General features: G+C 55.8%; 10 protein-coding genes and 1 pseudogene. 10 read left to right on the top strand and 1 reads right to left on the bottom strand.

Annotated features, from left to right (window positions below):
• Nucleotides 1-18 precede the first annotated feature (18 nt).
• From KE531_02800 to sigE, 5 genes are all read left to right on the top strand, one after another.
• Entirely contained in the window at nt 19-723 is a 705-nt protein-coding gene (locus KE531_02800) for a cell division protein FtsQ (protein MBR9952557.1), read from the top strand.
• Nucleotides 724-916: 193 nt separating this feature from the next.
• Complete coding sequence (ftsZ, locus tag KE531_02795) at nt 917-2,110, top strand: cell division protein FtsZ (GenBank protein MBR9952556.1); 1,194 nt, start codon at nt 917-919, stop codon at nt 2,108-2,110.
• Nucleotides 2,111-2,223: 113 nt separating this feature from the next.
• Entirely contained in the window at nt 2,224-2,472 is a 249-nt protein-coding gene (locus KE531_02790) for a hypothetical protein (GenBank protein MBR9952555.1), read from the top strand.
• Between the two features lie 50 nt (nt 2,473-2,522).
• The gene (locus KE531_02785; protein ID MBR9952554.1) at nt 2,523-3,311 is read left to right on the top strand and encodes a sigma-E processing peptidase SpoIIGA; all 789 of its coding nucleotides are present in this window, start codon (nt 2,523-2,525) and stop codon (nt 3,309-3,311) included.
• A 40-nt stretch (nt 3,312-3,351) separates the two neighbouring features.
• Nucleotides 3,352-4,092, top strand: a complete 741-nt coding sequence (gene sigE, locus KE531_02780) for an RNA polymerase sporulation sigma factor SigE (GenBank protein ID MBR9952553.1) — start codon at nt 3,352-3,354, stop codon at nt 4,090-4,092.
• A 40-nt stretch (nt 4,093-4,132) separates the two neighbouring features.
• Here the strand turns inward: sigE and KE531_02775 are convergent, their stop codons facing one another.
• A complete protein-coding gene (locus KE531_02775; protein ID MBR9952552.1) occupies nt 4,133-4,846 on the bottom strand; it encodes a hypothetical protein in 714 nt (237 codons plus the stop codon).
• Nucleotides 4,847-5,123: 277 nt separating this feature from the next.
• Between KE531_02775 and KE531_02770 the strand changes: the two genes are divergently transcribed.
• The 5 genes and pseudogenes from KE531_02770 to KE531_02750 all read left to right on the top strand — a co-directional run bounded on the left by KE531_02770 (nt 5,124) and on the right by KE531_02750 (nt 12,311).
• Nucleotides 5,124-6,035 (top strand): DegV family protein, encoded by a 912-nt coding sequence (locus tag KE531_02770; GenBank protein MBR9952551.1) that lies wholly within the window; start codon nt 5,124-5,126, stop codon nt 6,033-6,035.
• Entirely contained in the window at nt 5,995-7,473 is a 1,479-nt protein-coding gene (locus KE531_02765) for a two-component sensor histidine kinase (GenBank protein MBR9952550.1), read from the top strand. Before KE531_02770 ends, KE531_02765 begins: the two co-directional genes overlap by 41 nt.
• Nucleotides 7,474-7,493: 20 nt before the next feature.
• A complete protein-coding gene (locus KE531_02760; protein ID MBR9952549.1) occupies nt 7,494-8,417 on the top strand; it encodes a GerMN domain-containing protein in 924 nt (307 codons plus the stop codon).
• A 46-nt stretch (nt 8,418-8,463) separates the two neighbouring features.
• Nucleotides 8,464-10,812 (top strand): DNA internalization-related competence protein ComEC/Rec2, encoded by a 2,349-nt coding sequence (locus tag KE531_02755; protein MBR9952548.1) that lies wholly within the window; start codon nt 8,464-8,466, stop codon nt 10,810-10,812.
• A 71-nt stretch (nt 10,813-10,883) separates the two neighbouring features.
• Nucleotides 10,884-12,311, top strand: a pseudogene (locus KE531_02750) (redoxin domain-containing protein).
• The last annotated feature ends 53 nt before the right edge of the window (nt 12,312-12,364 follow it).

Here is a 12,364-nt window from a genome sequence, read left to right as displayed (position 1 = left end):
CGGGGCGGAAAGCCCGTCATCGTGCTTGGGATCCTGGCAGGCGTGCTCCTTCTGGCGGCGGTGCTTTTTCTGGCCGTGCGCGTCACGAAGATTGACGTCACAGGGAACAGGCAATATACGGAGGAACAGATTATTAACCTGATCTTTGACGGAAAGTGGTCCCGGAATTCGGCCTACTGCTATTATGAAAGCCAGTTCCGGGAGCATAAATCCATTCCGTTCATTGAGGAATATAAGGTAGAGTTCAAGAGCCCCACCCATGTGGAAGTGGTGGTGTTTGAAAAGAGCGTTGTCGGCTATGTGTCCAGCATGAGCAGCTACATGTATTTCGACAAGGACGGCATCATCGTGGAAAGCTCCGGAGAACAGCTTCCCGGGGTTCCCTGGGTGACGGGGTTGGAGTACGGGAAAATCCTGCTCTATGAGCCTTTAGAAGTAAAAAATGACCCGGACGGAGAGATTTTCGGAAGGATCTTAAACCTGACCCAGGTTCTCTCCATCAACGAGGTGAAGGTGGACAAGATCGACTTCGACTCCTTCGGGAACGCCAACCTGTCCGTCGGGGACATCACGGTGGAGCTTGGCGGAAGCGAGAACCTGGACGGCAAGGTGACGGAGTTAAAGGGCATCCTGCCGGAGCTTTCCGGGCTTTCGGGAACGCTTTATCTCGACACCTACGACGAGGCCAACACGAACCCGACCTATACCTTTAAGAAGAATTAAGGTGCCGCTTCAGGAAGATATTTCCAGGTGTAAATTTATAAAAATAATAGTTGATATTTTCCTGAAAATCAAATATGATATATGGTAGATTAAATTGGACTAGTTGTATGCAGACTGAAAATTAGGATCTCCGTCCGGCATCGCCCGGTCGGCCTGGAAAGAAGAAATAGAGGAAATAAAGGAGGAAGCAGTCTTGTTGGAGATTAAGATAAATGAGACGGAAAATGCCGCAAGGATCCTGGTGATCGGCGTCGGCGGCGCCGGAAACAATGCGGTAAACCGCATGGTGGAAGAGAACATTATGGGAGTAGAATTCATCGGGATCAATACGGACAAGCAGGCGCTTCAGTTCTGTAAGGCCCCGACGGCCATGCAGATCGGCGAGAAGCTGACGAAGGGACTTGGCGCCGGCGCGAAGCCGGAGATCGGCGAGAAAGCCGCTGAGGAGAGCCAGGAGGAGCTTGCACAGGCCATGAAGGGCTCCGATATGGTCTTTGTTACCTGCGGTATGGGCGGCGGTACCGGTACCGGCGCGGCTCCCGTCATTGCAAGGATTGCCAAGGACATGGGAATTTTAACCGTCGGCGTTGTGACAAAGCCGTTCCGTTTCGAGGCAAAGCAGCGTATGAACAATGCCTTAGAGGGGATTGAGAATTTAAAGAATGCCGTTGACACGCTGATTGTGATCCCCAACGACCGTCTCCTTGAGATTGTCGACAGGCGGACTTCCATGCCGGATGCCTTAAAGAAGGCCGATGAGGTTCTTCAGCAGGCTGTCCAGGGAATCACCGACTTAATCAACGTACCAGGCCTTATCAACCTGGACTTCGCAGACGTCCAGACCGTCATGACCGACAAGGGCATTGCCCATATCGGAATCGGAAAGGCCAAAGGCGACGAGAAGGCCTTAGAGGCTGTGAAGCAGGCCGTATCCAGCCCGCTTCTTGAGACTACCATCGAGGGTGCGTCCCATGTGATTATCAACATTTCCGGCGATATCAGCCTGATCGAGGCCAACGAGGCCGCAAGCTACGTTCAGGAGCTGGCTGGCGACGAGGCCAACATCATCTTCGGTGCCATGTACGATGAGTCCGCAGAGGACGAGGCGACGATCACCGTTATCGCAACAGGCCTTGATGCCCACGGCGCCAATACGCCGGTGGAGCGCGCTATGAAGGACTTCACGTCCTACAAGCAGAAGATGCCGGCATCGGCTCAGAAACCGGCCGCAGCCCCGGCAAGACCGGCGTCCCCGGCAAATCCGGCCGCAGGTGAGGCAGCCGCCGCAGCGCCGCGCTTCAACATTCCGAACACGACTCCGGTGTACCGCCCGGCAAACAAAGAGACCCAGATCAACATTCCGGATTTCTTAAAGAACCGCAGATAATCTGATCTTTTGATTCTTCAGGGTGCTGCGTCCGCAGCACCCTTGTCTTTTTTCTTTTTTATATCCAAGTTGTTTTTGTTTGAAAATTCTTTCGTGCCGCAGGCATGTCTTTTTTGCGTATCAAAAACAGACCCGTCTTTTATCTTTCAAATTTCCGCAGGATCCGTTTCTTTTCTTGCCGGCCGTTTCCTGAAAAAACGACAGGTGCCGTTTGCCCTTTTGGAGAAAAAGCCCCGGAACAGGCCATTTTATTCGCCGCAGCCCGTCTACATTTGCAGGCAGAAAAAGGGTGGAAAAAGGCGATGAAAAAACAGGGAAAGGTCTGCCGTTTTGACAAATTCTTCCGCACCGCCCGGCTATAATAGGCTCTGTCACGAGATCGGCGGCAGGAAACGGGGGGGGAGAAGCACCGGTGGAATATGAACTTTATGTCGATGTGCTTTTTCTTTCGGAGGTCTGCGGAAGCTTTCTGGCCCTTTATCTTTTATCGGCCATGGCCGGATGGCCGTTTAAACCGTTAAGGGCAGCCGCCGCGGCATCCTTTGCAGGAATATGGACGTGTTTTGTCACGGTGTTCCCGGTCTTTCCGCTTCCTTTGGAGCTGGCCCTGACGGTGGCCGGTATTGGAAGCGCGATGACGGCCTTCACATTTTGTCTTAAGGGGTTCAGAGCGATTCTCAAGGCTGATTTTCTGCTGGCCGGGGCATGCGCTTTCATGGCGGGGGCCATGACGTTTCTTAAGCAGTTCTTTTATCTGCCGGATTCCTGGGCGGCCGTCTCCCTTGGGGCTTTTTCCTGGGGCGCAGGCCTCCTTTTGGGAATCTGGCGGGAGCGGACGGGACGCGGGAAGGCACGGCTTCTCGTGAGGCTCTATTACAAGGGGAATATGCGGGAATTCCGGGCGCTCTGTGATTCCGGGAACCGGCTTTTTGAGCCGGTCACGGGAAAGCCGGTCAGTGTGATTTCCTACGTGGACTGCCGCGGCTTCTGTGAGAGTGTGGCATCACTTCTTTTTATCCCCTACCGGGCAGTCGGGACGGAATCCGGGGTGCTGCCGGGGATTGTGTTTGAAAAAATGGAGATATTTACGGGGGAGAGGCAGTTCGAGATCACGAAGCCGGTGGTGGCCGTGGTGAAGGCGCCGCTTTCCGAAAACGGGGATTTTACGATGCTTCTTCCGGAGGCGTTGATTTCCTCATAAAGAATGGCCTGCGGAGAGCAGGCGCAAAAGGAGGGTTTACATGATTATAAAAGTTTCGGTTCCGGGCAGGTTTAAGCTTAAAAAGACGGCGACCTTAAAGACCGTCCTCATGCAGAACCAGGGCGAGGTTTATTATATCGGAGGGGCGGATATCCTTCCTGCACCGCTTTCGGCCGAGGAGGAGAAGAGGGCCCTTGACTGTTTCGGGACGGAGGGAGAGAAGGAGGCCAAGGCCAGCCTGATCGAGCATAATCTCCGCCTTGTGGTGTACATAGCCAAGAAGTTTGACAATACCAGCGTCGGCGTCGAGGATCTGATCTCCATCGGCACCATCGGGCTTATCAAGGCCATCAACACCTTTAATCCGGAGAAGAATATCAAGCTTGCCACCTACGCCTCCCGCTGCATCGAAAACGAGATCCTGATGTATTTGAGGCGCACCAGCAAGACCCGGCTGGAGGTGTCCATCGACGAGCCCTTAAACGTGGACTGGGACGGGAACGAGCTTCTTCTCTCGGACATTCTCGGAACCGACGAGGATGTGATCTATAAGGGCATGGAGGACGAGATCGAAAAGCAGCTTTTAAACAATGCCATCGAGCATTTAAACCCCAGGGAGAAGCAGATTGTGGAGCTGCGGTTCGGCCTTAAGAATTCCGACGGCATGGAGATGACCCAAAAGGAGGTGGCAGATCTGATGGGAATTTCCCAGTCCTATATTTCAAGGCTGGAAAAGAAGATCATGAAGCGGCTGAAAAAAGAGATTGTGCGGTTTGAATAAAAAAGCTGCCGGGCATTCTTTCCCGGCAGCGCAAGTTTCTTTATTCTTCTTTCTCATCGTACAGCTTCGCGTAAATCATGTCGCAGAGGGAGTCCACATAGGCCTGGTCGGGGAGATCACGGCCGGTGATCAGGTAATCCTGGATCAGCTCGAACCGCTTTAAACTCAGCTCTTCCGGGGAGAGGTCCGGCTCGTCCATGAGGATCTGGCTGTCCAGATCATCGCCGGAGTAGGTGATTAAAAACCAGTGCAGGATCTCTTCGGTTTCCTTCTCCTCGTCGGCCGCCTGGATTTTTAATTCCTTCGCAGACCGTCTGGAGGAGACAGCCACGGCAAAACAGCCGACGGCCATAACGGTCACGACGCCCTGGAAAATATAGCGGGATACCGTCACCATGGGCAGGGTGACAAAGCCGCTCCACATGAGGACGGCCAGCACAGCCAGTATGCCGCCCACGAGAAAGAAGGCGGAGGCAGAGGAATTCATGTCCTCGTACCGCTGTTCCTTTTTTACATAGGCGCGCACCCGGGTCTTTTTCTCCTCTTTTTCGGCTTCTTCCATGGCCGCCTGCTGGCCCTCGGGGGAAGCGAGGAATTCCTCGTATCTGCGCTTCATCTCTTCTTCTTCCTGTTTCCTGGAGGCTTCCAGAGCGGCCATGGCCTCTTCCTTTGTGTCATAGAGCGGGCCGCCGCAGTCGGTACACGTCGTGACGCCCTCTACAAATTCCATATCGCATTTCGGACAGTACGGCATATCAGAAAAACATCCTTTCCTTACGAAATCAAACCGGTCATTTACGGCTATTATAGCGCATCCTCTGTATTTCGTCCAGAGATATCACGTTTTGTGCTTCCATTTCTTTTGAAAATAGGATACAATAACCGCAGAGCGGTTATTGTATCCTGCGCAAGCCGGTTTCCGCGTTCACCGCGGAAAGCCGGGCGCTGAAATCCGCCGGAGGCATCGTGGCCGCGCAGCGGACAGGATACAATAATGAAGAATACGTTTGGAGCAAGAAAGGGGTAAACGGATGAAAATAGCGGTTGTAGCAGACAGCAACAGCGGAATTACACAGGCACATGCCAGGGAGCTGGGAATTTTTGTGCTTCCGATGCCGTTTATGATCGACGGGGAGACGTATCTCGAGGAAGTCGATCTGGCGCAGGAGGATTTTTATAGAAGACAGGAGGCAGGCGCAGATATTTCCACGTCGCAGCCGTCGCCGGAGGATGTGATGAATTTGTGGGACAGGCTTCTTGCCGACCATGACCAGGTGGTGCATATCCCCATGTCCAGCGGCCTTTCCGGCTCCTGTGAGACAGCGCTTATGCTTTCCGGGGACGAGCAGTACGAGGGAAAGGTCTTTGTCGTCGATAACCACAGGATTTCCGTCACCCAGGAGCAGTCGGTGAAGGACGCCGTCATGCTGGCAAAGAAGGGGCTTTCCGGCGCGGACATCAAACGGCGGTTAGAGGAAACGGCGGCCGATTCGACGATTTATATTACGGTGGATACGCTCAAATACCTGAAAAAGGGCGGCCGGATTACGCCGGCGGCAGCGGCCCTCGGAACGCTTTTAAGGCTTAAGCCGGTGCTCTCGATTTTCGGCGAGAAGTTAGACGCCTATGCCAAGGCACGCACCATGAAGCAGGCGAAGTCTATCATGGTGGCGGCCGTCCAGAAGGATCTGGAGACGAAATTCCAGGACAGCGAGTGCCGGTTCACGCATCTGGCCGTGGCCCACACGAGGAATGCGGAGGCGGCCGAGGAATTTAAGAAGGAACTGATGGAGCTGTTCCCGTATGCCGATGTGCTGGTGGCGCCGCTTTCCTTAAGCATCGCCTGCCATGTGGGGCCGGGAACTCTTGCGGTGGCGGCTACGAGGAAGATGGTTGAAGAATATGAAGACGGTTTGGAAGCTTCTCAGGGGCTTTTATCATAAGCATACGCCGAGTGTCAAGGTGCCCATGGTGATTCTGGCGCTGATTTTCTGCATGGTGCCCCTGATGATCCAGGCGCGGGTGCTTGCCAGCTCGTCGCGCCAGAGCCAGGTGGAGAACAGGATCATCGAGGTTCAGAACCAGTGCCAGATTTTAAGCAACAAGATGTCGCGGAACGGCTACCTTGCAAATTCCGTTGTGGACAACTCCGGCATCGATGCGGAGATTTCCACGCTGGCGGATATTTACAGCGGCCGGATCCTGATCGTAAATTCCGGGTTCAAGATTGTGGAGGACACGTTCGCCCTGTCGGAGGGGAAAATCTGCATCTCCGAGGAAGTCATCCGCTGCTTCCAGGGCGAGGCCACTTATACCTATGACACGAAGAAGCAGTATATCGTCCTGACGGTTCCGATTGCGGAGACGGCCGGCACGGCAGCGGCGGCCGGAGGGAACGGCGGGAAGACGTCCGGCGTCCTTTTGATGACGGCGTCGACGGAGGCCATGTTCGCCCTGGAGGAAGCCCTTCTGGAAAAGGCCTCCCTGTATGCCATTGTGATTTTTGCCGTCATGTTCGTGGCGGTGATGATTGTGGTGGGGATTCTCATGCATCCCTTTGACAGCCTGGTAAAATCCATCAACCGGGTGGCTGACGGGAACCTGGACGAGGATATCGCTGTCACGTCCTACCGGGAGACGAAAAATATCTCCATGGCCATCGACAGGACGTTAAAGACTTTAAAGGCGGCGGAACAGTCCAGGCAGGAGTTTGTCTCCAACGTCTCCCATGAGTTAAAGACGCCGATCACCTCGATCCGGGTGTTAGCCGATTCTCTGATGGGCATGGAGGAGGCGCCGAAGGAGCTCTATGAGGAATTCATGCGGGACATTTCCGACGAGATTGACCGGGAGAGCCAGATCATCGACGACCTTCTGACCCTCGTCCGCATGGACAAGGCCTCCCAGGAAAACAGTTTTGCGCCGGCCAACATCAATGCTCTGGTAGAGATGGTGTTAAAGCGGATCCGCCCCATTGCGAAGAAGCGGAACATTGAGCTGATTTTTGAGAGCATGCGCGAGGTGACGGCCGATATTGACGAGGTGAAGTTCTCCCTGGCAGTCAACAATCTGGTGGAGAATGCGGTGAAGTACAATAAGGAAGACGGATGGGTGCGCGTCACCCTGGATGCCGACCACAAGTTCTTTTATTTAAAGGTGGCCGATTCCGGCATCGGCATCCCGAAGGAATTCCAGGACCGCGTTTTCGAGCGGTTCTACCGCGTGGACAAGGCCAGATCCAGGGAGACCGGCGGCACGGGGCTCGGGCTTGCAATCACAAAGAGCGTGATCCTGATGCATCACGGCGCTGTCCGCGTCAACAGCACAGAGGGAGAGGGGACGACCTTCATGGTGCGTGTGCCCCTGATTTACATCCCGTAGGAAAGGAGCGGTGACAGGGAATGAAATTCCGGAAATTTTTGCTTGCTGTCTCCGTTCTGCTTCTCGTCTCCGGCTGTTCTGCCGGGACGGAAGAAGATGGCGGCGGAAGCGGCTATGAGGTATTTTATCTGAACTCTGCGGGCACGCAGCTCGTGGGGAGCGAATATGAGACGGAGACAGAGGATGCGGGGGCGCTTGTGGAGGAGCTTCTGGCGCAGATGGCGGCGGTGCCGCCGAGCCTCGACTGCCAGACGGTTCTGCCGGAGCGGGTGGAGAAGATCACGTACCGGCAGGAAAACAACGTGCTGTACCTTTATACGGATGCCAACTATGCGATGATGGGGGCAGTCAGGGAGATCCTCTGCCGGGCGGCCCTTACGAAGACGATGACGCAGATTCCCGGCGTGGATTACCTGGGGATTTACTGCGCGGAGCAGCCGATTGTGGACGCGTCCGGAAACCCGGTGGGGCTTTTGTCGGCCAGCGATTTTGTGGACAGCATCCGCAACGTAAACTCTTTTGAGCGGACGGAGCTGACGCTTTATTTTGCCAACGAGGCCGGGGACATGCTGGTGCCGGAAAAGCGGACGGTTATGCGGAGCACGAACACGTCCTTGGAGAGGCTCATTGTGGAACAGCTGATCCTTGGGCCGGGGGAGGGCGGCTTTGCGACGCTGCCTGCCGACGTGAAGGTTTTAAACGTATCGGTCAACGATTCCGTCTGTTCCGTGAACCTGGACGCGGCATTTTTAAACAATACGCTGAATGTGAAGGAATACATTCCCGTGTATTCCATCGTGGATTCCCTGACGGAGCTTTCCACGGTGAACCGGGTGCAGATCCGCATCAACGGTTCCCAGGAGGCGCTGTTTCGGGATTCCCTCTCCCTCAACACGACGTTTGAGCGGAACTACGAGTATATCGAAGGAGGGGAAAACAATTAAACGGCCTTTGCTGTATCTGACAGGGGGATTGGTACTTGGAGAGACTTTGGCCCTTTGGATACAGGAAAAAGAAGGTTTATTCTGGCTGGCTGCGGCATGGCTGGCTCTTCTTTGGATGTTCCAAAGGAGACGGCAGGCCGGGCCGGCCTTTTTTGCGGCACAAACCCGGCAGGGGAAAACCTTTCCATACTCGGTTCTCTGCCTGACGGCGGCCGGATGGTTTCTGGGAGCCGGTCTCATGACGGTGAAGACAGAGCGGCTCCTGTCTGCCGAACGCATGGCAGAGGAATGGGGCGAAAAGGAGGACTGTATCCTTTCCGGCCGGGTGGTAAAGCGGGAGGTCTCTTCCGGCGGCGGGTGGCGGCTTGTTTTGGAGCGGTGTGCCATCGGAGACGAAACGGAACGCACACGTGTGCCGGAAAAGGTGCTCTGCTATCTGGAGCCTGGGGAGAAACCGGGGCTCGGCATGTGGGTTTCTGTCCGCGGCCGGCCGGCGGTTTTTGACGGCATGAGAAATCCAGGAGAGTACGATTACCGGCTTTCCTGCTTTTCCGACGGCCTGGCGTTCCAGTTTTTTGCAGATGAAAGCCCGGTGATCCGCGGAGAAAAGAAGCGGCTTTCGGAAGCTATTTTGTATGTCCGGAACGTCCTTTCGGAGCGGATTGATCAGGCGGCGGAGCCGGAGAATGCCGGGATTTTCAAGGCGGCCCTTTTGGGGGACCGCTCCGGCCTTTCCGATGAGATCTACGGGCTTTACCAGAGGAACGGGATTTCCCACCTGCTTGCCATCAGCGGGCTGCATATGGCTGTCATCGGGGCCGGGATCTACGGCGTGCTTAAAAAGGGCGGCCTGGGGTTCGGGCTTTCCGGGCTTGGGGCCGGGATTTTGCTTTTGTGTTACGGGTACCTGGTGGGCGGTTCTCCGTCAGTCTGGCGGTCGGTGTTTATGCTGATCCTCTCCTTTGGGGCGGCCTTTGCCGGGAGGACGTATGATATCCTTTCGGCGCTTTGTGCGGCCGCCTTCCTTCTTCTGGCTTCGGAGCCGTATCTTCTGACCCAGGCCGGGTTCCAGCTTTCGTTTCTTGCCGTGGGCGGCATCGTCTTTCTCGGCCAGCCCATGATCCGGAAATTCCATGCAAAGGGGCTTTTCCAGGCCCTTCTCATCAGCCTTTCCGTGCAGGCCGCCACGGCGCCGGCCCTTCTCTGGCATTCGTTTACGTTCCCGCCTTACGGGATTTTTCTGAATCTTCTCGTGATCCCGCCCATGGCGCTTGTGCTGTATTCCGGGCTTTTATCCATGGCACTTTCCTTTGTTTCCCTGCCTCTGGCTGTGATGGCTCTTGGCGGCGGCCACGGGATCCTCTGGTTTTATGCGGCCCTTTGCCGGCAGGCGGAGCGCCTTCCCTGTGCGTCTGTCTGTACGGGGCGGCCGGAGAGCTGGCAGTTTGCCGTTTACGTCCTCTGCATCGTCTTTGGCAGGTATTTGCTTCTGCGGCCGGTAGAGAAGGGAAAGAAGCGGACGGCCTGTGGGGCCGGAGCCCTGCTTTTCGCCGCCGGCGTGCTTTCTCTGGCGCCGCTTCCCAAGACGGGGCTTTCCGTGACATTTTTAGACGTGGGGCAGGGGGACGGGATTTTCCTTGAGACGGCAGGCGGGAACCTTCTGGTGGACTGCGGGAGCAGCCAGGACGCGTCTGTCGGCGAATACAGCCTGGCGCCGTTTTTAAAGAGCCGCGGTGTGCAGCAGGTAGACACGGCTGTGATTACCCATGGGGATCTGGATCACATAAACGGGATCCGGTATCTTTTGACCCACCCGGAGGAAGGGATTTTTGTCGCAAGGCTTCTGATGCCGAAGGCCGGACAGGGGGATGAGGTTTATGAGGAGATTGAAGCCGAGGCGAAGGCCGCCGGGACGGAAGTGGAGTATATCGAGAGGGGGAGCGCCGTGGGGAACCTTGGCGGCGGGAGAGTGACAGCCGCCGTGTCATGCCTGTATCCGTTTCCGGATACCATCTGCGCGGACAGAAACAGCGAATCCCTGGTATTTCTTTTGGAGTATGGAAGGTTCCGGCTTCTTCTCACCGGGGATTTGGAGACGGACGGGGAGAACGAAATCCTGGCGGCCGGCGGGATAGGGCAGGTGACGGTTTTAAAAGCAGGCCATCACGGCTCGAATAGTTCCACCGGGGAGGCGTTTCTTGAAACTGTGCGGCCGGAGTTTGCCGTGTTTTCCTACGGCGAGGGGAACCGGTACGGGCATCCGGCAAAGGAGGTGAAGGAGCGGCTCCTCGCCCATGGCGTCCGGATTTTTGAGACGGCCAAAAGCGGTGCCGTCACTTTTTGGACCGACGGGGAGGCAGTGCGCGTCTGTGGCTTTCTTGGGGGCGGCAGTTGACAAACGCAGGCTTTTCTGTTATTGTTACAGAGGTAAACTGTAATAAAAAAAGTTACAGAAAGGATGAACATATGGGTTTTACAGTTGATGTCAGTGTCCCTGCCGTTACCGTTTTTTTGCAGGGGCTTTTGAGCTTTTTCTCGCCCTGCGTCCTTCCGCTTCTCCCCCTCTATATCGGCTATCTGTCGGGCGGGACGGGAAAGCGCGGGGAAGACGGGAGATTCTATTACGACAGGAAAAAGGTGCTTCTCCACACAGTCTTTTTTGTCCTTGGGGTAAGCTTTGCCTTTTTTGTCCTCGGCCTCGGTGTTTCTGCCGCAGGACGGTTTTTTAAGAGTAATCAGATGATGTTTGCCAGGGTCGGCGGGATTTTAGTCGTGCTGTTCGGCCTGTACCAGCTTGGCCTTTTCGGGGAGTCGAAGGTGCTTGGGACGGAGAGGCGCCTGCCGTTCCGGCTCAATGTGCTGGCCATGTCGCCGCTTACGGCTCTTCTCATGGGCTTTACCTTCAGCTTTGCCTGGACGCCCTGTGTGGGGCCGGCCCTTGCCAGCGTTCTTTTGATGGCGGCGTCGGCGGCGACGAAGACGGCCGGTTTTCTTTTAATCGGCGTCTATACGGCCGGTTTCGTCCTGCCGTTTCTGGCCGTGGGATTCTTTACCACGTCCCTTCTGGAATTTTTTAAGCGCCATGGAGACGTGGTGCGGTACACGGGAAAGGCCGGTGCCGTGTTGATGATTGTCATGGGCGTTTTGATGTTTACGGGCAAGATGAACGACGTGACAGGCTACCTGTCTGTGATTTCTGAGACAGGGACGGAACGCACAGGAAGCGTTCAGCAGGATGCCTCCGGGGATGCAGCCGGAGAGGGCGAAAATGCGCCGGAAAGCCAGAGCCCGGCGGCAGGAGACGCCGGCGGGACGGGTGCCGGGCGTGCGCCGGAAGAGGACGCCGCGGCGGATCATGAAGATGCGCCTGGAACCGGGGATTCCGGCAGTGCCGGAAACGGGAGCCAGCCTGGCGCCGGAGAGGATGAAAACGCAGGGGACGGCGCTCCCGATGCGCTTCCGGCCATTGATTTTACCTTAAAGGATCAGTATGGAACAGAGCATACCCTGTCAGACTATAAGGGAAAGACAGTTTTCCTCAACTTCTGGGCCACCTGGTGCCCGCCGTGCCGAAACGAAATGCCGGATATCCAGGAAATTTATGAGGAGTATCAGGCGGCCGGGGATGACTCGGTGGTGATCCTGGGCATTGCGGCGCCGGATTACGGCAATGAGCAGTCTGAGGAAGGGATCAAAAGCTTCCTTGAGGAAAACGGCTACACGTATCCCATCGTGATGGATCACGGCGGGGAAATGTTCTGGCAGTACGGCGTCTTTTCTTACCCGACAACCTTCATGATTGACGCGGACGGCAACGTGTTCGGCTATGCCGCCGGGCAGTTAAATAAGGATCTGATGGAGAGCATCATCCGTCAGACCGTGGAGGGACGGCGGGAACAGGAGCCGCCGGCCGGAGAAACTGTGACGGAGGAAGAAAGCATGTACGG

It is taken from the genome of Eubacteriaceae bacterium Marseille-Q4139, assembly GCA_018223415.1.
Taxonomy (GTDB): Bacteria; Bacillota; Clostridia; order Lachnospirales; family Lachnospiraceae; genus CABSIM01.
This window is presented reverse-complemented; position numbering and strand designations above follow the sequence as displayed.

Excerpts from the sequence above, each read along its gene's own strand:
- KE531_02775 (MBR9952552.1), bottom strand. The coding sequence starts at position 4,846 with ATGCCGTACTGTCCGAAATGCGATATGGAATTTGTAGAGGGCGTCACG.
- sigE (MBR9952553.1), top strand. The coding sequence starts at position 3,352 with ATGATTATAAAAGTTTCGGTTCCGGGCAGGTTTAAGCTTAAAAAGACG.
- KE531_02770 (MBR9952551.1), top strand. The coding sequence starts at position 5,124 with ATGAAAATAGCGGTTGTAGCAGACAGCAACAGCGGAATTACACAGGCA.
- KE531_02765 (MBR9952550.1), top strand. The coding sequence starts at position 5,995 with ATGAAGACGGTTTGGAAGCTTCTCAGGGGCTTTTATCATAAGCATACG.
- KE531_02760 (MBR9952549.1), top strand. The coding sequence starts at position 7,494 with ATGAAATTCCGGAAATTTTTGCTTGCTGTCTCCGTTCTGCTTCTCGTC.